The 22,842-nt window shown below is 65.7% G+C and carries 22 protein-coding genes and 1 pseudogene; 11 read left to right on the plus strand and 12 right to left on the minus strand.

Annotated features, from left to right (window positions below):
- The first annotated feature begins 80 nt into the window (after positions 1–80).
- The gene (locus DM373_RS12860) at positions 81–2,132 is read left to right on the plus strand and encodes a TonB-dependent receptor family protein (RefSeq protein WP_110993943.1); all 2,052 of its coding nucleotides are present in this window, start codon (positions 81–83) and stop codon (positions 2,130–2,132) included.
- Between the two features lie 99 nt (positions 2,133–2,231).
- Here DM373_RS12860 and DM373_RS12865 read toward each other — a convergent pair whose 3' ends face one another.
- The gene (locus tag DM373_RS12865) at positions 2,232–3,296 is read right to left on the minus strand and encodes an AI-2E family transporter (protein ID WP_110993944.1); all 1,065 of its coding nucleotides are present in this window, start codon (positions 3,294–3,296) and stop codon (positions 2,232–2,234) included.
- Between the two features lie 125 nt (positions 3,297–3,421).
- On the opposite strand from DM373_RS12865, the gene trhP reads away from it, so the two are divergent.
- The 5 genes from trhP to DM373_RS12890 all read left to right on the plus strand — a co-directional run bounded on the left by trhP (position 3,422) and on the right by DM373_RS12890 (position 8,641).
- Positions 3,422–4,756, plus strand: coding sequence for a prephenate-dependent tRNA uridine(34) hydroxylase TrhP (gene trhP, locus DM373_RS12870; RefSeq protein ID WP_110993945.1), 1,335 nt, complete (start codon positions 3,422–3,424; stop codon positions 4,754–4,756).
- 159 nt (positions 4,757–4,915) lie between these two features.
- Entirely contained in the window at positions 4,916–6,718 is a 1,803-nt protein-coding gene (locus DM373_RS12875) for a copper resistance system multicopper oxidase (RefSeq protein WP_110993946.1), read from the plus strand.
- On the plus strand, positions 6,711–7,631 hold the full coding sequence (locus DM373_RS12880) for a copper resistance protein B (protein ID WP_110993947.1): 921 nt from the start codon (positions 6,711–6,713) through the stop codon (positions 7,629–7,631). The genes DM373_RS12875 and DM373_RS12880 overlap by 8 nt, the downstream gene beginning before the upstream one ends.
- Positions 7,632–7,775: 144 nt before the next feature.
- Positions 7,776–8,204: a DUF411 domain-containing protein gene (locus tag DM373_RS12885; RefSeq protein WP_110993948.1), complete on the plus strand. Its 429-nt coding sequence runs from the start codon at positions 7,776–7,778 to the stop codon at positions 8,202–8,204.
- A complete protein-coding gene (locus DM373_RS12890; RefSeq protein WP_110993949.1) occupies positions 8,204–8,641 on the plus strand; it encodes a YqaA family protein in 438 nt (145 codons plus the stop codon). The genes DM373_RS12885 and DM373_RS12890 overlap by 1 nt, the downstream gene beginning before the upstream one ends.
- Before the next feature lie 40 nt (positions 8,642–8,681).
- On the opposite strand, the gene DM373_RS12895 is transcribed toward DM373_RS12890, so the two are convergent.
- The 6 genes from DM373_RS12895 to DM373_RS12920 form a co-directional block, all read right to left on the minus strand.
- Positions 8,682–9,263: a DinB family protein gene (locus tag DM373_RS12895; protein ID WP_110993950.1), complete on the minus strand. Its 582-nt coding sequence runs from the start codon at positions 9,261–9,263 to the stop codon at positions 8,682–8,684.
- Between the two features lie 11 nt (positions 9,264–9,274).
- The gene (gene zapE / locus DM373_RS12900) at positions 9,275–10,375 is read right to left on the minus strand and encodes a cell division protein ZapE (protein WP_110993951.1); all 1,101 of its coding nucleotides are present in this window, start codon (positions 10,373–10,375) and stop codon (positions 9,275–9,277) included.
- A 104-nt stretch (positions 10,376–10,479) separates the two neighbouring features.
- Positions 10,480–11,628: a PQQ-dependent sugar dehydrogenase gene (locus tag DM373_RS12905; protein ID WP_110993952.1), complete on the minus strand. Its 1,149-nt coding sequence runs from the start codon at positions 11,626–11,628 to the stop codon at positions 10,480–10,482.
- A gap of 21 nt (positions 11,629–11,649) precedes the next feature.
- A complete protein-coding gene (locus DM373_RS12910; protein WP_110993953.1) occupies positions 11,650–11,970 on the minus strand; it encodes a hypothetical protein in 321 nt (106 codons plus the stop codon).
- 272 nt (positions 11,971–12,242) lie between these two features.
- Positions 12,243–13,199 carry an agmatinase gene (gene speB, locus DM373_RS12915; protein ID WP_110993954.1) on the minus strand — a complete coding sequence of 319 codons (957 nt, stop codon included), beginning with the start codon at positions 13,197–13,199 and terminating at the stop codon, positions 12,243–12,245.
- A 25-nt stretch (positions 13,200–13,224) separates the two neighbouring features.
- Entirely contained in the window at positions 13,225–14,304 is a 1,080-nt protein-coding gene (locus tag DM373_RS12920) for an extracellular solute-binding protein (RefSeq protein WP_110993955.1), read from the minus strand.
- A gap of 102 nt (positions 14,305–14,406) precedes the next feature.
- Between DM373_RS12920 and DM373_RS12925 the strand changes: the two genes are divergently transcribed.
- On the plus strand, positions 14,407–15,297 hold the full coding sequence (locus DM373_RS12925) for a LysR family transcriptional regulator (RefSeq protein ID WP_110993956.1): 891 nt from the start codon (positions 14,407–14,409) through the stop codon (positions 15,295–15,297).
- Positions 15,298–15,331: 34 nt separating this feature from the next.
- Here DM373_RS12925 and DM373_RS12930 read toward each other — a convergent pair whose 3' ends face one another.
- The 3 genes and pseudogenes from DM373_RS12930 to DM373_RS12940 all read right to left on the minus strand — a co-directional run.
- The gene (locus DM373_RS12930) at positions 15,332–17,749 is read right to left on the minus strand and encodes a TonB-dependent receptor (RefSeq protein ID WP_110993957.1); all 2,418 of its coding nucleotides are present in this window, start codon (positions 17,747–17,749) and stop codon (positions 15,332–15,334) included.
- 118 nt (positions 17,750–17,867) lie between these two features.
- Positions 17,868–18,749 carry a FecR family protein gene (locus DM373_RS12935; protein WP_244215072.1) on the minus strand — a complete coding sequence of 294 codons (882 nt, stop codon included), beginning with the start codon at positions 18,747–18,749 and terminating at the stop codon, positions 17,868–17,870.
- A gap of 4 nt (positions 18,750–18,753) precedes the next feature.
- A pseudogene (locus DM373_RS12940) lies at positions 18,754–19,260 on the minus strand (RNA polymerase sigma factor); the annotation flags it as partial.
- Positions 19,261–19,396: 136 nt separating this feature from the next.
- On the opposite strand from DM373_RS12940, the gene DM373_RS12945 reads away from it, so the two are divergent.
- Positions 19,397–19,867: an LEA/WHy family protein gene (locus DM373_RS12945; protein ID WP_110993958.1), complete on the plus strand. Its 471-nt coding sequence runs from the start codon at positions 19,397–19,399 to the stop codon at positions 19,865–19,867.
- 28 nt (positions 19,868–19,895) lie between these two features.
- Complete coding sequence (locus DM373_RS12950) at positions 19,896–20,456, plus strand: GNAT family N-acetyltransferase (protein ID WP_110993959.1); 561 nt, start codon at positions 19,896–19,898, stop codon at positions 20,454–20,456.
- 12 nt (positions 20,457–20,468) lie between these two features.
- Here the strand turns inward: DM373_RS12950 and DM373_RS12955 are convergent, their stop codons facing one another.
- Complete coding sequence (locus tag DM373_RS12955; RefSeq protein WP_110993960.1) at positions 20,469–20,732, minus strand: hypothetical protein; 264 nt, start codon at positions 20,730–20,732, stop codon at positions 20,469–20,471.
- Between the two features lie 128 nt (positions 20,733–20,860).
- Here DM373_RS12955 and DM373_RS12960 point away from each other — a divergent pair, with 128 nt between their 5' ends.
- A complete protein-coding gene (locus tag DM373_RS12960) occupies positions 20,861–21,181 on the plus strand; it encodes an ElaB/YgaM/YqjD family protein (protein ID WP_110993961.1) in 321 nt (106 codons plus the stop codon).
- A gap of 7 nt (positions 21,182–21,188) precedes the next feature.
- On the opposite strand, the gene DM373_RS12965 is transcribed toward DM373_RS12960, so the two are convergent.
- Entirely contained in the window at positions 21,189–21,806 is a 618-nt protein-coding gene (locus DM373_RS12965; protein ID WP_110993962.1) for a MiaE family protein, read from the minus strand.
- Positions 21,807–21,961: 155 nt separating this feature from the next.
- Here DM373_RS12965 and DM373_RS12970 point away from each other — a divergent pair, with 155 nt between their 5' ends.
- Positions 21,962–22,825, plus strand: coding sequence for a universal stress protein (locus tag DM373_RS12970; protein WP_110993963.1), 864 nt, complete (start codon positions 21,962–21,964; stop codon positions 22,823–22,825).
- Positions 22,826–22,842 lie beyond the last annotated feature (17 nt).

Genomic DNA, 22,842 nt, shown 5'->3' on the forward strand with positions numbered 1-22,842 from the left:
TGCCATTACAGATCGACCACTGTGCTTCGTCTGCCTTTTGCAGCGTCAGACTCCCGCACTCGATCTGGAACCTCGCCCCCATGCGCCCCACCCTGCCCTACTCCCTGCTGGCGCTGTTCGTCGCCGGCGCCACCCAGGCCGCCAACCGCGTCGAACTCGACCAGGTGCTGATCCAGGACCAGCAGCAATCCGAACTGGAAGCCGCCGCCGAGCGTCTGCACGAAATCCCCGGCGCCAGCAACCTGGTGGACATGGACAAGGTGGGCCAGGGCCGGGTGGCCAGCAACCAGGACGTGCTCGCCTACCAGCCCGGAGTCTTCGCCCAGTCGGCCGGCAACGACGGCATCAAGCTGTCGATCCGCGGCTCGGGCATCAACCGGGCGCCGGGCGCCCACGGCTCCGGCGTATACACAATGTTCGACGGCCTGCCGCTGACCGGCCCAGGCGGCACCCCCTATGAACTGTTCGAGCCACTGTGGCTGAGCCGCGCCGAAGTGCTGCGCGGCGCCAACGGTTTCGACCAGGGTTCGCTGGCCCTGGGAGGGGCGATCAACTACGTCACCCATACCGGCTACGATGCCGCGCCCTTGCAGGTGCGCTACGAGGTCGGCAGCCGCGGCTACCAGCACCGGCATGTCAGCAGCGGCCAGGTGCTGGGCAACCTCGACTACTACGTGGCCCTGACCGACTCGGAATACGACGGTTACCAGGCCCACAGCAGCGGCAGCGCCAAGGGCATCGCCGCCAACCTTGGCTACCGCTTCAACCCGAACCTGGAAACGCGCTTCTACCTGCGCTACCGTGAAACCGAGAACGACCTGGCCGGGCGCCTGACCAAGGACCAGATCAAGCACGACCCGCGCGCGGCCAACGCCGCCTACCTGGCCCGTGACGACAGCCGCCCGCAGCCGGGCAGCACCTGGGTGGGCAACAAGACCACCTTCTTCCTCGACGACGATTCGCGCCTGGAGGCCGGGCTGGTCTATCACGACTTCCCCATGGACCTGCGCGAAGGCCCGATGCGCCTGAAGGTCGCCTACACCGATGTCAGCGGCACCCTGAACTACGTGCGTCGCGACACCCTGTTCGGCCACGAGAGCAAGACCACGCTCGGCTGGCGCACCACCAAGCACCTGCCCAACAGCGGTGCCTCGCAGTTCGCCCGCAGCGGCGGCGACAACTTCGGCGCGCGCAGCCGCGACTTCAGCTACCAGGGTTCGGACACCGTGCTGCACGTGGGCAACGACCTCGAGCTGATCCCCGACCTGTGGCTGACCACCGGGCTGGCAGCGATCTACACCCGCCGCGAGAGCGACGTGAGCTACCCCGCCACGGGCGGCAAGGTCAGCCAGCACGACTGGGACTACGCGCCGCGCGTGGGCCTGCGCTACGACATCCGCCCGGACCTGCAGGTGTACGGCAACCTCAGCCGTTCGGTGGAGCCGCCGCACCCGTGGTCGCTGATCTGGAGTTCGACATCGGCGACCCAGCCGATCGAGATGCAGAACCAGACCGCCACCACCCTGGAGCTGGGCGCACGCGGCGATTCGGCGCTGGGCCGTTGGGACCTGGCCTGGTACTACTCGCAGGTTCGCCATGAACTGCTGGCCGTGGAGATCGTGCAAGGGGCGCTGCCCAAGGAGTTCAACGCCAGCCCCACGGTGCACCAGGGCGTCGAAGCCGGCCTGGACAGCACGCTCTGGGAGCAGCCCGGCACTGGCAAGCTGAGCCTGCGCCAGGCCTACACCTTCAGCGACTTCCACTACCGCGACGACGACAAGTTCGGCGACAACCGCCTGCCCGGCATCCCCATGCACTACTACCAGGCCGAACTGCGCTACGACTGGCCGAGCGGTTTCTACGCCGGGGTGAATACGCAGATGGCCTCCAAGGTGCAGGTGGACTATGCCAACAGCTACCCCGCCGACGCCTATGCCCTGCTCGGCGCGCGGTTGGGCTGGGATTCGCCGAAACGTGACTGGCAGACCTGGCTGGACCTGCGCAACCTGACCGACAAGCGCTATGCGGCGACGGTGACGCCGGGGTATGACGATGGCGGCAAGGATGTCGCCCGTTCGACGCCGGGGGAAGGGTTCGCCGCATATCTGGGCGTTTCTTACAGCTTCCGATAAACAGTTTGTGGCTTCGATGCAGCCCATTCGCGGGTAAACCCGCTCCCACAGGTTTCGTGCAGTTCCCTGTGGGAGCGGGTTTACCCGCGAATGGCCCTTTCAGGACGGCAACTGCACCTGCGGCTTGGTCGAGGCAAAGATCGCCCAGCTGGACACGAACAACGCCGCGATCAACGGCCCGATCACAAAGCCATTGAGCCCGAATACCGCCAGCCCGCCCAAGGTGGACACCAGCACCAGGTAGTCCGGCATGCGCGTGTCCTTGCCCACCAGGATCGGCCGCAACAGGTTGTCCACCAGCCCGATCACCAGTACCCCAAAAGCCGTCAGCACGATGCCCTGCCAGGTCGCCCCGGTCAGGATGAAATAGGCCGCCACCGGCGCCCAGACGATCCCTGCGCCCACCGCCGGCAGCAGCGACAGAAACGCCATCAGCACCGCCCAGATCAGCGCACTGGGGATATCCAGCACCCAGAAGATGAACCCGCCCAATGCGCCCTGGGTAATCGCCACCAGCAGGTTGCCCTTGACCGTGGCGCGTACCACACGATTGAACTTCAGCTGCAGGCGGCGCTTCTGCTGCTCGGGCAGCGGCACGGCCTGGCGTACCTTGCGCGCCACCTCGGCGCCCTCGCGCAGGAAGAAGTACAGCAGGTAGAGCATGATGCCGAAGCTCACCAGGAACTCGAAGGTACCCTGCCCGAAGCTGAACGCCTGGCCTGCAAGGAACTGGCTACCCTGGGTGGCCCACTTGGTGATCTTGTCGCGCAGGCCGTCGAGGTTGCCCATGCCCATGCGGTCCAGGGCATGCTGGGCAAAGTTCGGGAGCATGTCCTTGCCGCGCTCGATGTAGCCGGCAATGTCCAGTTGGCCGCTCTCCACGCGCTGGTACAGCGCCGCGCCCTCCTGCACCAGCAGCGTGCTGATGATGATCACCGGCAGCACCGCGATCAGCAGGCAGACCACCAGTGCCAGTGACGTCGCCAGGTTGCGCCGCCCACCCAGGCGCAACAGCAGACGACGCTGCAACGGCGCGAAGAGGATGCCCAGCACCACCGCCCAGAAGATCGCGCCGAAGTACGGCAAGAGAATCCAGATGAAGGCAATGGTCACCAGCGCCAGCAGCGCAGTCAGGGCCTTGTTCTGCAACACGGTCTCGTTCATGGGCATTCCTCAGGGGCTCAACACTTTAGTGCGCGCCATAACCGCAAAAGTGCCGTTGACCCAGATCAATACCGCCGCGACGCCGCCGCCGTAGCATCCGCGCCTTTTGCCCCTGGTGCGCACCCATGACCCCACCCGCCAAGCCCGAACTGCTCGCCCCCGCCGGCACCCTGAAGACCATGCGCTACGCCTTCGCCTACGGCGCCGACGCGGTGTACGCCGGCCAGCCGCGCTACAGCCTGCGGGTGCGCAACAACGAATTCGACCACGCCAACCTGGCACGCGGTATCCAGGAGGCCCAGGCTCAGGGCAAACGCTTCTATGTAGTGGTCAACATCGCCCCGCACAATGCCAAGCTCAAGACCTTCCTCAAGGACCTGGCGCCGGTGATCGCAATGGGCCCGGACGCGCTGATCATGTCCGACCCGGGGCTGATCATGCTGGTGCGCCAGCACTTCCCGCAGATGGCCATCCACCTCTCGGTGCAGGCCAATACGGTGAACTGGGCCAGCGTGCAGTTCTGGCAGCAGATGGGGCTGACGCGGGTGATCCTGTCGCGGGAGCTGTCGCTGGAAGAGATCGAAGAGATCCGCCAGCAGGTGCCGCAGATGGAACTGGAAGTGTTCGTCCACGGCGCGTTGTGCATGGCGTACTCCGGGCGCTGCCTGCTGTCGGGCTACCTGAACAAGCGCGACGCCAACCAGGGCTCGTGCACCAACGCCTGCCGCTGGAAGTACCAGGCCACCCCGGCCACCGAGAACGCCACCGGCGAAATCGTGCGTGAGTTCGAACCGACCCTGGGGCTGGGTACGCCCACCGACCAGGTGTTCCTGCTGCAGGAGAGCAACCGCCCGGGCGAAGAGATGCCGGCCTTCGAGGACGAGCACGGCACCTACATCATGAACGCCAAGGACCTGCGCGCCATCCAGCATGTCGAGCGGTTGGCGCAGATGGGCGTGCACTCGCTGAAGATCGAGGGCCGCACCAAGTCGCACTTCTACTGTGCCCGGGCAGTGCAGTCGTACCGCCAGGCCATCGACGACGCGGTGGCCGGAAGGCCGTTCGACCGAGGCCTGATGGGCAACCTCGAATCCCTCGCCCAGCGCGGCTACACCGAGGGTTTCCTGCGCCGCCACGTGCACGACGAGTACCAGAACTACCAGCGCGGCAATTCGGTGTCCGAGCGCCAGCAGTTCGTGGGCGAGCTGACCGGCGTGCGGGTTGACGGCCTGGCCGAAGTGAAAGTGAAGAACCGCTTCGCCGTGGGCGACCACCTGGAGCTGATGACCCCACGCGGCAACTATCACTTCGACCTGCACCGCCTGCACGACCGCCAGCAGCAGGCGATCGAAGTGGCGCCCGGCGATGGCCACGTGGTGTACCTGCCGATCCCCGAACAGGTGTCGCTGGAATTCGGCCTGCTGATGCGTGACCTGGGCAACGCCGAGGTGCCTGCCTGACAAATCTGTAATGCACGCCTCAGGTGAATGACAGGCGCTGGCGGCGAGGATCGTGGCTCACCTCCGGGCTGTCCGCAGGCCATCGCGGGGCAAGCCCGCTCCCACGTGGGAGCGGGCTTGCCCCGCGATGGGGGCGACGGCCACCACCGAGACCACGCCATGCCACCTACCCCCACCCGCCGCACCTTCGTCAAGGGCCTGGGCGCCGCCACCGCCCTGGCCGGCCTCGGCCTGTGGCGCCCGCTGGCCCAGGCCGCCGAGGGCCGCCTGCCGCTGCACGACCTCAGCGGCCAGCAGTTCGAGCTGTTCATCGGCCAGACCCCGGTCAACATCACCGGCAAGCCACGCACCGCGCTGACCATCAATGGCAGCCTGCCCGGCCCGCAATTGCGCTGGCGCGAAGGCGACACCGTGACCCTGCGGGTGCGCAACCGCCTGGACCAGGACACCTCGATCCACTGGCACGGCATCATCCTGCCGGCCAACATGGACGGCGTGCCGGGCCTGAGCTTCGCCGGCATCGAACCGGGCGGCGATTACCTGTACCAGTTCACCCTGAAGCAGAGTGGCACCTACTGGTACCACAGCCATTCCGGGCTGCAGGAACAGGCCGGGGTGTACGGCGCCATCGTCATCGAACCGCGCGAACCCGAGCCGCATCAGTACCAGCGCGACCATGTGCTGCTGCTCAGCGACTGGTCGGACCAGGCGCCGCAAGACCTGATGGCGACGCTGAAGAAGCAGTCCGATGCCTTCAACTACAACAAGCGCACGGTCGGCGACTTCATCGACGATGTGGCAGACAAGGGTTTCGCCAACGCGACGGACAATCGCTGGGCCTGGGCCAAAATGCGCATGAGCCCGACCGATCTGGCCGACATCAGCGCTGCCAGCTACACCTACCTGCTCAACGGCCAGCCGCCGGACGGCAACTTCACCTGCCTGTTCCAGCCCGGCGAAACCGTTCGCCTGCGCCTGATCAACGCCTCGGCGATGACCTACTTCGACTTTCGCATCCCTGGTTTGCAACTGACGGTGATTGCCGCCGACGGCCTGCCGGTCACCCCGGTGACCGTGGACGAGCTGCGCATCGCCGTGGCCGAGACCTATGACGTGCTGGTGACCGTAGGCGACTTGCCGGCCTACACCCTGTACGCCCAGAGCATGGACCGCACCGGCTACGCCCGCGGCACCCTGGCCCGCGCCGCCGGGCTGCAGGCACCGGTGCCCGCGCCCGAGCCGCGCCCAGTGTTGACCATGGATGACATGGGCCATGGCGGGATGGGCGGAATGGATCATTCGAACATGGCCGGGATGGACCACGGCGGCATGGCCGGCATGGATCATTCGAACATGGCCACCATGGACCACGGCAATATGGCAGGCATGGACCATTCAGCCATGTCGGGCATGTCGGGCATGTCGGGCATGTCGGGCATGCAGCAGCACCCCGCCAGCGAAACCGACAACCCGCTGGTGGACATGCAGACCATGGCTCCACGGCCCAACCTTTCCGACCCGGGCCTGGGCCTGCGCGACAACGGCCGCCGGGTGCTGACCTACGCCGACCTGCGCAGCCCCTACCCCGACCCGGACGGCCGCGAACCGTCACGGGACATCGAGCTGCACCTGACCGGGCACATGGAGCGCTTCGCCTGGTCGTTCGACGGCATCAAGTTCAGCGACGCCGAACCCTTGCGTCTGAAGTACGGCGAGCGGGTGCGCATCACCCTGGTCAACGACACCATGATGACCCACCCCATCCACCTGCACGGCATGTGGAGCGACCTCGAGGATGAACAGGGGCGCTTCCTGGTGCGCAAGCACACCCTCGACATGCCGCCGGGCAGCCGGCGCAGCTATCGCGTCACAGCCGATGCCCTGGGCCGCTGGGCCTACCACTGCCACCTGCTCTATCACATGGAAACCGGCATGTTCCGCGAGGTACGCGTCGATGAATGAGATGACCAACCGCCGCATTGCCACCGGTATCGCCCTGTTCGCCCTGCTGGCCAGCGAGCGGGCATTGGCCGCCGGGATGGAGCCCATGAGCCATGGCGCCATGCCCATGGACCACGGGCAGATGAACCACGCTGCCATGCCCATGGACCACGGCAAGATGGACCATGGCCAGATGAATCACGGCGCGCCCGCCAGCACCCAACCCCGTACCCCCTTGCCCGTGATCACCGACGCCGACCGCCGCGCGGCCTTCCCGCCGCTGCCCGGTCACCAGGTACACGACCGCGCCATCAACTGGGCAGTGATCGTCGACCAACTGGAGTACCAGAACTTCGAGAGCAGCAGCGCGCTGAACTGGAACGCCATGGCCTGGGTGGGTGGCGACATCGACCGCCTATGGCTGCGCACCGAGGGCGAGCGTGAACAAGGCAAGACCCACAAAGCCGAACTGCAGGCCCTTTGGGGGCATGCCATCAGCCCCTGGTGGGAACTGGTCGGCGGCGTGCGCCAGGACTTCAAGCCCGCCAGCGGGCAGAGCTGGGCGGCCTTCGGCATACAGGGCACGCCGCTGTACGGCCTGGAACTGGAGGCCACTGCCTACACCGGCGAGCGACAGCAGACCGCGCTGCGCCTGGAGGCCGGTTACGCTATGCTGCTGACCAATCGCTGGGTCCTCGAGCCGACCGTCGAAGCCAACTTCTTCGGGCGCAACGACGCTGGCCGCGAACAGGGTTCGGGCCTGGCCGAAAGCGAAGTGGGCCTGCGCCTGCGCTACGAAATCACCCGCGGCTTTGCGCCCTACGTCGGCGTCAGCTTCAACCGCCTGCACGGCAACCGCGCCGATCAGGCCCGCGAAGATGGCGAAGATATTGGCCAGACCCGTTTGGTCGCCGGGGTCCGCTTACGGTTCTGAGGCTGAACGCCGGCCCTGTGGGAGCGGGTTTACCCGCGAAAGCGGCAATGGGTTCACTGACGCTTTCGCGGGTAAACCCGCTCCCACAGGGCCAGTAGTGCGCACTGATCAACAAGATGCATTTTGTTCCACAGGAGTTTCACCATGCTGCGCAAACACCTGCTCACTCTCGGCCTGCTGGCCATCACCGGCCTGGCCCAGGCCGGCGAAACCATCGACGTGTACCGCGATCCCAACTGCGGCTGCTGCAAGGAATGGATCAAGCACCTGAGCGATAACGGCTTCACCGTCAATGACCACGTCGAACCGAACATGAGCGCGGTCAAGCAGCGCCTGGGCGTGGCGCCGCGCCTGGCGTCGTGCCACACCGGCGTGATCAACGGCAAGTTCGTCGAAGGCCATGTACCGGCCGAGCAGGTGCGCCTGCTGGCCAAGCGCGACGACCTCAAGGGCCTCGCCGTCCCCGGCATGCCCATGGGCTCGCCGGGCATGGAAATGGGTGACCACAAGGATGCCTACCAGGTCATCGGCGTCACCCGCGACGGCCAGGACACCGTGGTCGCCAACTACTGATGCTCAGCCTCTGGGCGCTGTTCTTCAGCGCCTTCGGCGCCGCCACGCTGCTGCCGCTGCAATCGGAAGCCGTGCTGGTCGGCCTGCTGCTGCGCCAGCCCGAGGCCTGGGCCACCCTGCTGCTGATCGCCACCCTGGGCAATGTGCTGGGCTCTGTCGTCAACTGGCTGCTGGGCCGGGCCATCGAGCACCTGCGCGACAAGCGCTGGTTCCCGTTCAGCGCCAGCCAGCTCGAGCGCGCACAGCAGCGCTACCAGCGCTGGGGGCAGTGGTCGCTGCTGCTGAGCTGGATGCCGGTGATCGGCGACCCGCTCACGCTGATCGCCGGGATCATGCGCGAACCCTTCTGGCGCTTCCTGCTGCTGGTCACCCTGGCCAAGGGCGGGCGCTACATCGTGGTGGCGATGATTACCCTGGGCTGGTTTCACAGCGGGTAACGCCTTTCACCGCCCCCTAATCAGCACAGAGCGGCCCCGTTCATCTGGGCCAGACCAGCTCTTCGCTCCAACCCAGCTCGGCGAAATCATCCGCCCGCAGGCCCGCCTCCTCCTCGCAGAAGAATTCATCCAGCTGCGGTGGCTTCACCATCGTATCGCTGAGCATGGCATGCACCTGCCCGCGGTGATGGATCTGGTGCTCGAACAGGTGCGCCAACACGCGCAGACGCTGCTCGCGCTGCACCCGCTCAGGGCGCACGATGCTCACATAGCGCACCAACTGGTCATCGCTCAACTGCCGGCAATAGCTGATCAGCCGCTGGTCGGCCTGGGCCTGTTGCGCCTGCAGGTCGCTGCAGGTGACGAAGGGTTGCTCGGGCTGGAAGAAGCGCTCGCCATCCGGGTCGGGCGCCTCGCCGCGCTGCTCGCACTCCAGCGCATCGAGGTAGAACCAGTCCACCGTCAGCAAGTGGTTGAGGGTGGCCTTGATCGAAGGGAAGAAGCTGCACCGCGGGGCGACGAACTCGTCGTGGCTCAGTTGCAGGCAGGCCTTGTACAAACGGTGGTTGGCCCAGCCATTGTTGTAGGCCTGGGTCAGCAAGTATTGCGACAGTGGCTGCATGGTCGGCTCCTTCAGGCGAAGCGTTGCAGTTGCATCTCCCGTAGCCGGCTCAGGGTCCGTTGGTACGGGAACGCCAGATACCCTTGAGTGTAGAGCGCATCCAGTGGAACCTCAGCTTCCAGGTACAGCGCCACCCGCCGGTCATAGCATTCGTCGACCAGGGCGATGAAGCGGCGCACGCTGTCATCCTTGGGCGCCAGCGTCGGCAACAGGCGATCACCGGCCTCGACGCGCACGGCGCCATCTTCGGTGCCGCGGGCAATGCGCCCGGCCTGCTGTACGCCACCCAGGGCCGGGATGCCACTGACCAGGATCGCCGGGAAGCGGTCGCACAGGGCCATGAAATCCATCGCCGCCAGCGGCTGCTCGCACAGATCGCTGAAGTGGCACCAGAGCGCGTGCTGGCTATGGCGCAGCGCACGGATCTGCCGGGCGCCGACCTGCAACGGCTGATCGCTGCCAGGCGCCTCTGGGCTCAACTGGCGAAACACGGCTTCGAGTGCGCTTGGCTGCCCGGGTTCGACAACCCAGTAACGCTGGCGCTGGGCGCCCGGATGCAGGCGGTGGTCCTGCTCGCCCGCTACCGCCAATACCTGCATATGCCGTTCGATGGCGGCGATGGCCGGGAGGAAGCGTTCGCGGTTGAAGCCATCACGGTAGAGCTGCGCAGGCGGCTGGTTGGAGGTGGCGACGATGACCACGCCGTGGTCGAACAGCACCTGGAACAGGCGACCGAGAATGATCGCATCGCCAATATCGCTGACGAACAGTTCGTCGAAGCACAGCACCCGGATTTCTTCGGCAAGGCCGCTGGCCAGGGCCCTGAGTGGGTCGGCCGTGCCATTGAGCTGGAACAGCCGCTGGTGGACCCAGGCCATGAAATGGTGGAAGTGCTGGCGCCTGGCCGGAACCTTCAGGCAACGGTGGAACAGGTCCATCAGCCAGGTCTTGCCACGGCCGACCGGGCCCCAGAGGTACAGGCCCTGGGTGGGTTGACGCTGGTGCAGGGCGTCGAAACAGCCCTGCAGGGCGGCTACGGCGGCGGCCTGGGCGGGGTCGGGGACGAAGCCTCGGTCGTCGAGGGCCTGATGGTAGAGGGATTCGGGGGTCATGCCGGGCGATCTGATGGGAAAGGGCCATGGTACGACAGATTCAGCCCCATCGCGGGGCAAGCCCGCTCCCACGTGGGAGCGGGCTTGCCCCGCGATGGGCTGGATCAGCCTTCCTCCAACCCCACCTTCAACAAGGCGCCATCCTTGTCATCGGTCAGCACATACAGGTAGCCATCCGGTCCCACCCGCACATCGCGGATACGCGCCTTCAGCTCACCCAGCAAGCGCTCTTCATGCACCACCTTGTCACCCTTGAGCTGCAAGCGGATCAGCTCCTGGGTGGCCAACGCGCCGATGAACAGGTTGTGGTCCCAGGCCTTGAACCGCGGGCTGTCGTAGAAGGCCATGCCGCTGATGCCGGGCGATTTCTCCCACACATGGTGCGGGTCGACCATGCCATCGACATGCTTGCCCTTGGCCTCGGGGATCGGCAACAACGAGTAGTTGATGCCATGGGTGGCGAGCGGCCAGCCGTAGTTCTTGCCGGGCTCCGGGATGTTGATCTCGTCGCCGCCGCGCGGGCCATGCTCGTGGGTCCACAGCTTGCCGGTCCAGGGGTTGAGCGCGGCGCCTTGCTGGTTGCGGTGGCCCAGCGACCAGATTTCCGGGCGCACCTGGTCGCGGCCGACGAAGGGGTTGTCCTTGGGCACTTTGCCGTCGGGGAGGATGCGCACGATCTTGCCTTGCAGCTTGTCCAGGTCCTGCGCGGTGGGGCGCTGGTTGTTCTCGCCCAGGGCAATGAACAGATAGCCGTCGCGATCGAACACCAGGCGCGAGCCGAAGTGGTTGCCCACCGACAGCTTGGGCTGCTGGCGGAAGATCACCGTGAAGTTCTCCAGCCGCGCCCTGTCCGACGACAGCTGGCCACGGCCCACCGCCGTGCCGGCCTTGCCGTCGGCCCCTGCCTCGGCGAACGACAGGTAAATCGTATGGTCCTTGGCGAACTCCGGTGACAACACCACATCGAGCAGCCCGCCCTGCCCTTCGGCCCAGACCTTGGGTACACCGGACAGCGGCGGGCCGACCTTGCCTTCGGCGCTGACGATACGCAAGTTGCCGGGGCGCTCGGTCACCAGCATGTCCGTGCCACCCGGCAGGAAGGCCAGGGCCCAGGGGTTGCGCAGGCCGTCGGCGACGGTGCTGACGGTCAGCGGGCCCTGTTCGCTGGGAAACTGTTGCTGCGCGGCGGCGTGTGCCAGCAGGGGAAACAGGCTGGCGGCGGCCAGGGTGGTCAACCAGGTGCGTGGCGTCATGCGCGTATCCTTCGAAGGGGCTCAGGGCACGCGTAGCGAATCGCGCGCTGGCCGGGTGGGTTCCAGGTTCGGCGCCCGCTGCTCGCGGCGCAGGTTGTCGCCGTTGCCGATACCCCGGTTGTCGAGGGTCGGCGGGCGCGGGTTGGGTTGGGTGGAGGGGCCGCGCACCGGGGGGGTGGCGGGCACGCTGCCCTGACGGCTGTTGGGGTTGGCGCGCTGGATCGGGCTGTTGTAGGGGTTGTTGCTGTCGCTGGCGGCCAATTGCACGGGCGCGACGGGAGCGGCCTGCAGCGGCAGGCTCAGCAACAGGCCGATGGCCAGGGCTGGCAGTGTGGGATTCATGCTTCACCTCCGTACGAAAAGGCGCGCTCCAGGGTTGGATAGCCTAAGACGCGCAGGGTTCGACACAAAAGCGAGAATGCGGATTGAGATGATTCGTGATGTTTCAGTATGGGTCTTTCCACGCATCGCGGGGCAAGTCGCAGCGGCGCACCGCCGCTCCCACGCTATGGACTGCCCTCAGGAAGTTGGACATCAATCCAACCCTTGGGACAGTCATACCGTGGGAGTGGCGGTGCGCCGCTGCGACTTGCCCCGCGATCGTCTGCGTGAATTCAGCCCACTTTGTGCCGCGCCGCATACAAGCACAGCATCTCCATCGCCAGCGTCGCCCCGGCCAAGGCGGTGATGTCGGCATGGTCGTAGGCCGGGGCCACTTCCACCAGGTCCATCCCCACCAGGTTGATGCCGCGCAGGCCGCCGAGGATCTCCAGCGCCTGCACCGTGCTCAGGCCGCCGCACACCGGGGTGCCGGTACCGGGCGCATAGGCCGGGTCGAGGCAATCGATGTCGAAGGTCAGGTACACGGGCATGTCCCCCACCCGCTGGCGAATCGCCGCGATGATCGCCTCGGTGCCCTGGCGATGCACCTGGCGGGCATCGAGGATGGCGAAGCCCTGGCTGTCGTCGTTGGTGGTGCGCAGGCCGATCTGCACCGAGCGCGCCGGGTCTACCAGCCCCTCGCGGGCGGCGTGCCAGAACATGGTGCCGTGGTCGATGCGCTTGCCTTCCTCGTCGGGCCAGGTGTCGCTGTGGGCATCGAAGTGGATCAGCGCCAGCGGGCCATGGCGGCGGGCGTGGGCCTTGAGCAGCGGGTAGCTGATGAAGTGGTCGCCGCCCAGGGTGAGCATGGCGCAGCCGGCTTCGAGGATGCGTTCGGCATGGGCCTCGATGCTGTCGGGTACCGACGCCGGCGTGCCGCTGTCGAACGCACAGTCGCCGTAATCGATCACTGCCAGATGGTCGAACGGGTCGAACGCCCACGGCCAGTGCCGGGCCCAGGCCTGCTGCACCGAGGCGGCGCGGATCGCCCGTGGGCCGAAGCGCGCGCCCGGGCGGTTGCTGGTGGCGGTGTCGAACGGCACGCCGCTGACCACCACGTCGACCCCGCGCAGATCGCGGCTGTAGCGGCGCCGGGAAAAACTGGTGATGCCGGCGTAGGTACTCTCGGCGGCGGTGCCGTAGAGGCTGTCACGGGTGATGGCCTGGTCGTTGTCCTGGGCGAGATCCACGGTCTGTCTCCTGGTGTTGTCGTTGTTATTGGCGGCTGCGGAAGGCGGTCCACAGGCGATTGCGCTGGCGCAGGTCGGACAGCGCCATGCTGCGGTCGGCGAATAGGCGCTGACGCACTTCGGCCGGGGGGTAGATGTCCGGGTCGGTGCGGATCGCCTCATCCACCAGCGGCGTGGCAGCCTGGTTGGCGTTGGCGAAGAACAGCGAGTTGGTCAGGGCGGCGACCGAGTCGGGACGCAGCATGAAGGCGATGAAGGCCCGGGCGGCTTCGGGGTGCGGGGCGTCCTTGGGGATCACCAGGTTGTCCTGCCACACCAGGGTGCCCTCACGGGGGATGCGGTAGATCAGCTCGAACGGCTTGCCGGCACGCCGGGCCTGATCGGCGGCGGTGGCGGCGTCGCCGTTGTAGGTGAGTGCCAGGCACACGCTGCCGTTGGCCAGGTCGTTGATCTGGCGGCCGTTGGCCACGTAGCTGATCGAGGGCTGCAACTGCTGCAGCAGGGCTTGGGCGGCGTCCAGGTCTTTCTTGTCCTGGCTGTACGGGTCCTTGCCCAGGTAGTTGAGGGTGAGGCCGATCACCTCCTGCGGTGAGTCGAGCATGGCGATCCCGCAGTCCTTGAGGCGGCTGGCGTACTCGGGCTTGAACAGCAGGTCGAGGCTGTCGAGGGGGACATCGCCCAGGCGCTGGCGTACCGCCTCGACGTTCACCCCCAGGCCCAGCGTGCCCCAGGTGTAGGGCACGGCATGGCGGTTGCCCGGGTCGGCTTCGGCCAGCTTGGCCAAAAGATCCGGGTCGAGACTGGCGTAGCCTGGCATCGACTGCGCATCCAGCGGTTGCAGCGCGCCGGCCTTGAGCGCCCGGGCCAGCACGGTGGCCGACGGCACCACCACGTCGTAACCGCTGCGGCCGGTGAGCAGCTTGGTTTCCAGCACTTCGGTGGTGTCGAAGGTGTCGTAGCGGACTTTGTAACCGGTCTCCTGCTCGAAGCGTTGCAGGGTTTGCGGGGCGACATAGTCGGCCCAGCTGTAGAGGTTGACGACCTTCTCTTCGGCCTGCAGTGGCAAGGCGATCAGCAGGGACAGCAAGCACAGCGTTCGACGCATGGCGGACACCTCGGCAAATGGGTGGATGCCGCCAGCATGCCTGCCGGGTTACATTGCAAAAATGGCAACTGTGTAAAGCTGACATTCACCTGGAGCAATGTAATGCTTGGACAACTCCATGACCTGGACCTGCACCTGCTGCGGCTGTTCGTGACTGTAGCCGAGGCTGGCGGCTTCAGTGCCGCACAGGGGGTGCTCGGGCTCAGCCAACCGAGCATCAGCCAGCAGATGGCCAAGCTGGAGACGCGCCTGGGCTATCGCCTGTGCAGCCGCGGCAAAGGGGGGTTTCGCCTGACCGAGAAAGGCGAACTGCTGTTGCAGGCGAGCCGTGGCCTGCTGCTGCAGATCGAGCAGTTTCGCCAACAGGCCAACGGCGTGGCCGGGCGCCTGCTGGGCAGCGTGCGCATCGGCCTTGCCGAGAACCAGGACAGCAGCGTCACCCTGCGCATCGCCCAGGCCATCGCGCGTTTTCGCCAGCGTGACGAGGCCGTGCAACTGGAACTGATCAGCGCCCCGCCTGCTGAACTCGAACGGCTGTTGCTGGAGCAGCGGCTGGATTGTGCGATCAGCTATTTTTCCGGCAACCAGGCGGCGTTCGACTATCAACCGCTGTTCGATGAACGCCAGCGCTTGTACTGCGGTGCGGGGCATGCGTTGTTCGGGGCTGCCGATGTCAGCCGGGAGCAGCTGCTGGAGGTTGACCAGGTGCGCCACCCCTATCGCTTTCTCAAGCAGGGCGAGCCGTTCCAGAGCCGCCACAGCATGGCGGTGGCGGAGCAGATCGACAGCGTGCTGACGCTGGTGCTGTCGGGCCGGCATATCGGTTACCTGCCCTGCCATTGCGCCGCGCCGTGGGAGGCGCAAGGGCTGTTGCGGGCGCTGGATAACGGGCTGGATTTCATCGTGCCGTTTACCTTGGCGCGGCATCGCGGCCAGGTGCCGGGGGAAGCGCAACGGGCCTTTGCCGAGGATCTGCTCGCGGTGTTCGGCTGAGGGGTGGTTCGCCGGCAGGCCGGCGAACGGGCGGTCAGTAGGCCAGATTCCAGGTCAGGGTGTAGGTCCGCCCTCGCCCTTGATAGTCATACAGATACGCCGGCCCGTAGGTCGGTGAGTAGAACAGCGTCGCTCGCTGGCCCCACACCGTGCTGTACTGCTTGTCGAACAGGTTCTGGATACCGGCGCTGAACGTCCCGAACCCGGTGGCCTGGCTGCCCAGCAGGTCGAAGGTGGTGTAGCCGTCGATCTGGTGGTGGGCATCATCCTTGAGGGTGATGGCATGGTTGGCCTGCAACCGGGCACTGCGCCCGTCACCCTTCCAGCCGACGAACGCGGTGGCCTTGGACAGCGACGCATAGCGGGCATCGCGCTTGATCCAGTCGCCGTCGGCGCTCTCCTCTTGCGAACGCACCAGGTGCAAGGTGCCACCGGTTTCCCAACCGTTCTGGAAGTAACGGGTCAGGGCGCTTTCAAAGCCATAATCACGGCGTTTCTGGTCATCGACATTGATGGTGAGGGTCTTGCTGTCGACATTGATGATCTTGTCCGACCAGGTGTAATAGAGCGCCGCCTGGGCATTCCAGTCGAGGTCGGCATAGCGCCAGCCCATCTCCACCTGGCGGCTCTTGATCCCGGCCAGCGGGTTGTCGGCCACCGACAGGCCCGGCTTGCCGTAGTACTTGGCCGGGTCTGGCAGCTCGAAGCCTTCACCGTAGTTGGTCCACAGCTGGTGGCCGTTCTTGAAGTCGTAGATGGCGCCGAGGTTGTACAGGCTGACCTGGTAGTCGTTGCTGCCACCGGGCACGTTCTTGAAGTCGCTGACATCCACGTCCATCTGCTGGCGCCGGGCACCGCCGGAGAGGGTCAGGCTATCGGTGAGGTGCCAGTCCAGCTGAGTGAACAGCGACACGCCATCGACCCGGTAGCTGGGGTAGCGCGCCGCCTTGCTCGCCTCGTCCAGCGCCAGGCCGCCGCTGGCGGACGAGGTGCGGGCATCGAAGGTGGTCTGTTCGGCGTTGAAGCGCTCGCGGTCGAGGTCGACGCCATAAGTGAGCTTGAAGGTGTCCCACTGCTTGGCGAACAGCGCCTTGAGGCTGGTGACTTCGAAGTTCTGCTGCGAGCCGGCAAAGTACACACCCCGCGAGCCGGTGGGCTTGCCGGTGTTGTAGTAGGGGAAGGGGTAGAAGTTGTCGTCTTCCTTGCGGTACGAGGCCTGCAGGTAGAAGTCCTGGCCCAGCACGTCGCTGTGGTGGTAGTTGGCGTTGAGCAGCAGGCGCCGGGTGCGCGGCGCAAGGTCAGAGGAATAGCCACCGCGCAGCTCCGCGTCCTCCAGGTCGGAGGGCGCGTTGTAGTTCAGGTTGGGGAAGTAGATGCCGGTGCTGCCGTGGTTGCCGGAGTCGTAGTACTGGGCCAGCAGGTCCAGGCTCTGCTCGTCGCTGAGGGCCAGGCCGAGGGTGCCGAGGATGTCCAGGCTGCGGTTGTACTGCAGGTCGGTCTGGGTGTTGTCGATGAAGATCTGCTCACCGGCGCCGTCATAGAAGGCTTCGTTCTGCTCGCCCGAGACGCCCAGCCGGGCATTGACCCGCTCGTTGCCGCCGCTGATCGACTGGGCGATGCGGGTGGACAGGTCGTCGCTGTTATTGAAACCGCTGCTGGCCCCCAACTGCGTTTCGAAACGCAGAGGCCCCGGCTCGCCTTTCTTGGTGACGATATTGATGATGCCGCCGGTGGCACCGCCACCGTAGATGGCACTGGCACCGGACAACACTTCAACGCGCTCGACGTTGAACGGCGAGATGCTGTCGAACTGGCGCGACAGCCCCCGGGAACTGTTCTGGCTGACGCCGTCGATCATCACCAGCACATCACGGCCGCGCATGTTCTGGCCGTAGTTGGTGCGGCCTTCCGGAGCCAGGTCGAGGCCTGGAACCAGCTTGCCGATCGCTTCCTTGAGGCTGACGCCGCTGTCGATCTGCTCGCGCAGCTGCTGCTGGTCGACGACCCACACGGTACCGGGGATCTCGCTGATGGCGGTGCTGGTGCGCGAGGCCACGCTGACTTCGATGGGCTTGAGGCTGACGCTCTGCGGCGGGGCCTTGCGCAGGGTGACGGTGCGCGCGTCGTTGAACCGATAACTGACGCCGCTGCCGGCGAGCAATTGCTGCAGGGCCTGCTCGATGCCGAAGCTGCCTTGCAGCGCCGGGCTCTGCAGGCCGGCCACATCGTCGGTGGTGTACAGCAGGTGCAGGCCGGCCTGGTCGGCAAATGCGGTCAGCGCCTGGTCCAATGGCTGAGCGGGCAGGTCGAGCTGCACCTGGCGGGCCTGGGCGTCGCTGGCCGGCGTGGCGCTGGCGGCCTCGACCAGCAGTGGCCCGGCCAGTGCGGCCAGGGCGGTGCAGGACAGCAAGGCGTGTTTGAAGCGGTACGGGAGCGTGGGCGTAGCCTTCACGAATGAGCTTCCAGACAGTCGTAGTTGGGTAGGGTTGGCTGATCAGTGCCACTACGACGATCTGGCTTCGATGAACTTGCAGTGCGAAATGAAAAAAATTTCGATTTCGCTAGCTGGGTCAGTAGACCACGGCCAGGAACGGCAGGTAGGTGACCTTCAGGCCGTACCGTTGCTCAAGCGTGCGCAACAGCGCATGAGGGTCGTCGAGGTCGAACACACCACTGACCTGGAGGGCAGCAAGCTGTTGGTCGGGGATGAAGATACGCCCATGCTGGTAGCGCTCCAGTTCGGCCAGTACCTGGCCCAGGGGTTTGCCATTGAAGATCAGCTTGCCGCGCTGCCAGGCGGTCTGGGCGCCGGCATCCGGCGTCGGCTGAAGCACTTGGCCGCCGACTCGGGCCTCGCCCTGGGCCAGGACCACGCGGTTGCCCTCAGGTTGGCGGCGCACGCTGAACACCGCCGCACTGCCGCTGACCGGCTCGCCGCCGGCCTCCACCACGAACGGACGGGGATCATCGACCGTCTCGAACAGGGCTTCACCGGCCTGCAGCACCACCTTGCGCTGGTCGGCACTGTACGCCACCGACACGGCACTGGCGCTGTTGAGGGTGACCCGCGAGCCATCGGCCAGGGTCAGGCTCTGCCGCTGGCCAACGCTGGTGTGGTAGTCCGCCTCCCATACCGGCACCTGCTGCCAGGCGCCGTAGCCGACCATCAGCATCGCCAGCGAGGCGGCGATGGCAGACACCCGGCGCCATCTGCGCGGTGCAGGTGGCTGCTGGAGCGCTTGTGCGGTGGGGGTGTGACCAAGGTCCTGCCACAGCGCCTGGGCTTCGCGAGCGGCCTCGGCATGGGCCGCGCTCAGTTGGCACCAGCGCTGGTAGCGCGCCCGGTCGGCCGCCGTGGCCGTGCCCGAATGCAGCAGGACCTGCCAGTCGAGGGCATCGTCGCTAAGGTCGCTGAGCGGGTGAGGTGCAGGCATGGCGGCGGTGTCATTCATGGTTGTGCTTGAGCCAGTCGCGGCAATGGCGCAGGGCCTGGCCGATGTATTTTGCCACCATGCTCTCGGAAACGCCCAGCCGTTGTGCGATCTGCGCCTGGGTCAGGCCCTCGATGCGATTGAGCAGCAGCGCCTGGCGCGCATTGGCGGACAACTGCAACAACGCTTCGTCGAGTATCTGCAAGCGCTCGCGTGCGAGCAACGCGGCTTCCGGCGCGGGTGCAGGGCATGCGACCTCCCCTGCCCCAGCGCTGTCATCGTGGCTGGCTGCCAGCCGCTGTTCACGCCGCTGAGCGTCGATCGCCAGGTTGCCGGCAACGCGAAAGATGAAGCTGCGGGCATGCAGCACCTGAACGGCCTGCGCGTCGATTTTGACCAGCTTCAGGTAGGTTTCCTGGGCCACGTCGGCGGCGCGCTGGCGGTCGCGCATGCGCCGGGTCAGGAACTGCAGCAGGTCGTCGTAATGCTCCTGGAAACTTGCCAGCAGCCCGGACACGGGAGACGTCAGCATCGGTAGGTGAAAGGCCGTCGGGAAAGATTATCGGGCGTTAATGAGAAACAGTATCTTTCATAACGCGCCGTACTTTCAACGCCGCCGTGCATTTGCCACACTGCAGGCTCGCCCGTAAGTCGAGGCTGTGAACGCCATGCTTGTCCGCTGCTGCCTGATCCTGCTGTTGGCCCTTGGCCTCAATGCCTGCGCGCTGTTGCAGAACCGCGACCCCCTGAACATCAGTGTGATCGGCATAGACCCCCTGCCCGGCCAGGACCTGGAGATCCGCATGGCGGTGAAGATCCGCGTGCAGAACCCCAACGAAACACCGGTCGACTTCAATGGCATCGCGCTCAATCTCGAGGTCAACGACCAGCCCCTGGCGGCTGGCGTGAGTGACCAGCGTGGGCACATCGGCCGCTATGACGAAGCCGTGATCGTGGTGCCGGTGAGCGTCACCGCCTTCGCCTTTCTGCGCCAGGCCTACGGCCTGAGCCGGGCGGATTCACTGCAAGGGCTGCCTTATGTGCTGCGCGGCAAACTGGCCGGCGGCCCGCTGGGTACTGTGCGTTTCACCGACAAAGGCAAACTGGATTTGCCTGCTGCCACAGCAGCCGGCTGGTAAACATCCTGAATTGGTAAAGGAGCTACCAATGTCTTCTACGCCTGAACTGAAAACCGCCCGGCTGCTGCTGCGCCCCTTGCAACTGAGCGACGCAGAGGCCATCCAGCAACTGTTCCCCCACTGGGAAGTGGTGCGCTACCTGAATGCCCTGGTGCCGTGGCCCTACCCGCAGGATGGTGCCTTGCGCTACCTGCGCGATATCTGCCTGCCGGCGATCGCTGCGGGGTGTGAGTGGCACTGGTCGATCCGCCTGCTCGAACGCCCGCAGCAACTGATCGGCAGCATCAGCCTGATGGACCTGCCCGACAACAACCGCGGTTTCTGGCTGGCACCCGCCCAACAGGGCCGGGGCTATATGACAGAGGCCTGCGCGGTGGTCGATGGGTTCTGGTTCAACACCTTGCAGCGCGAGGTGATGCGCGTGCCCAAGGCGGCGCCCAATGAAGCGTCCAGACGGGTTTCCCAGCGCGGCGGCATGCGCCTGCTGCGCACTGGGCAAGGCAACTTCGTGAGCGGTTGCCTGGCGCAGGAAGTGTGGGAGATCACTCGGCAGGAGTGGCTCGACCTGGGTGGTGCCGGGGCCGGTTGAGCGTGCCCTGGCTCAGCGGCCGGCGTTGGCGGCGGCCATCAGCTTGTTGACCTCGCTGCGCACCAGTTGGGTGAACTCGGGCGGCGACATGCCGTCCAGTTCGGCACGCACCCACTCCGCCCACTTGCCCTTGCGTCGTGGCTTTTCTGCAATCAGCCGCCCTGCTTCACCCTTGGCCTTGGCCAGATTGCCTTGCCAGTATTGGAACAACCGCGCTTTCTCTGCCTCGATCTGCGCCCGTTCCGCGAAGCTCATGTTGGCCAGATTGAAACTCATGGGTAATACCTGCCACTGGAAAATGGGCGCTATCTTACACCGTAGCGGCCGAGGGTCGGTAAGTCGCTGCAACTTTCCCGACGCCACGGCATCCACTGTTCAACCCCACTCTGCACGAGGACGTGTACATGGCCAGGCATACCGCCGCGCGAAACAATGGTGAACAGATCAAGGACCAAGTGTTCAGCGAACTCCAGGCGTTGATCGAGGAGTCCGAAAAACTGCTCAGTGACAGTGCATCGCTGGTCGGCGAAGATGCCGACGGCCTGCGCGCCCAACTGGGGCTCAAGCTGCGCCAGGCCCGTGACGCCACCAGCCGCCTGGGCCAGAAGGCGCAACCTGTGGTCGATGCCACGGAGCAATACCTCGGCGGTCATCCGTGGCAGACGGTGGCGATTTCCGCAGGCTTCGGGCTGGTGGTGGGCCTGCTGCTGGGGCGCCGCCAATAACGGCCGGTCAGGCCGCGCGGGCCATGGGGATGCCGCTGTGGAAGCGCATCTCCTGGTCGGGCGAGCTGATCAGTTCGGCTTCCGCCTCGCGCACTTGTTCGACGACTCGGGCGATCTCGGCTTCATCGCCGTACACATGGGCCAGCTTGAGGTAACCCTGATAGTGCCGGGCTTCGCTCTTGAGCAGCCCGTGGTAGAAGGTGCCTAGCTCTTCGTCCAGGTGCGGTACGAGGGCAGCAAAACGTTCGCAGCTGCGCGCCTCGATAAAAGCCCCCACTACCAGCGTGTCCACCAGCTTCACCGGCTCGTGGGCACGCACCAGGCGACGCAGACCCGAGGCGTAACGCCCGGCCGACACCGGCCGCAACGGTACACCGCGTCGCTTCATCAGCCGTAGCACCTGCTCGTGGTGCACCAGCTCTTCACGGGCCAGGCGCGACATCATGTTGATCAAGTCAAGGTGGGTGTTGTACTTGGCGATCAGGCTCAATGCCGTGCTGGCCGCCTTGAATTCACAGTTCTTGTGATCGATCAGCAGGGTTTCCTGGTCGGCCAGCGCCGCCTCGATCCAGGCGTCTGGGGTGCGGCAGCCGAGGAAGGCGTCGATTTCAGGAATCTGGGACATAACACTCACAATCACGAAAGATATCTGCAGGACCGGCGATTATACCGGCGCCAGCTTCGAGTGCCAGTGGCTATTCTTGACGCATATCAAGCGGCGGCAGGAGGTACGCCGACTATAGTCAGGCATTGGTCGCCATCCAGAAGGGAGTTCACGCCATGCAAGCCGTTCGCAGCATCCTTGTCGTTCTCGACCCCGAGCACGCCCACAGCCGCGCCCTGACCCGGGCCAAGCTGATCGCCGGCGTGACCGGCGCTCGCCTGCACCTGCTGATGTGCGACAAGAAGCATGACCACAGTGCGCTGCTGAGCCTGCTCAGCAGCCAGTTGCATGATGACGGGTATGACAATGTCACCCACGAGCAGGCCTGGCACGACACGCTGCACGAATCCATCATCAGCGTGCAGCAGGCCGAAGGTTGCGAGCTGGTCATCAAGGAGCATCGGCCGGATAACCCGCTGCGCAAGGCACTGCTCACGCCCAGCGACTGGAAGCTGCTGCGTCAGTGCCCTTGCGCGGTGCTGATGGTCAAGAGTGAGCGGCCGTGGACGGGTGGTGTGATCCTGGCAGCGGTGGATGTGGGCAACCAGGATGAAGACCACCGCAGGCTGCATACGAGCATCATCGACCATGGCTATGCCATTGCCAGCCTGGCCAAAGGTGAGCTTCATGTGATCAGCGCACACCCCTCGCCCATGCTGTCCGCGTCCGACCCGGTTTACCAGCTTACCGAGACCATCGAGCAGCGCTATCGCGATGCCTGCAAGGCCTTCCAGGCAGAGTTCGACATCAGCGAGGAGCGCCTGCACGTAGCCGAGGGGCCGGCTGATGTACTGATTCCCTTTACCGAGAAGAAGTACGACGCTGTGGTGACCATCATCGGTACCGTGGCGCGGACAGGCATTTCAGGAGCCTTGATCGGTAACACCGCTGAAGTGGTGCTGGACGCGCTCGAAGGTGATGTACTGGTGCTCAAGAGCGAGGAAGTGACCGCGCACCTTGCCGAACTGGCTCGCGGCTGACGCGCTATAGCGCCCTG

Origin of the sequence: Pseudomonas sichuanensis, assembly GCF_003231305.1 — a bacterium.
Taxonomy (GTDB): domain Bacteria; phylum Pseudomonadota; class Gammaproteobacteria; order Pseudomonadales; family Pseudomonadaceae; genus Aquipseudomonas; species Aquipseudomonas sichuanensis.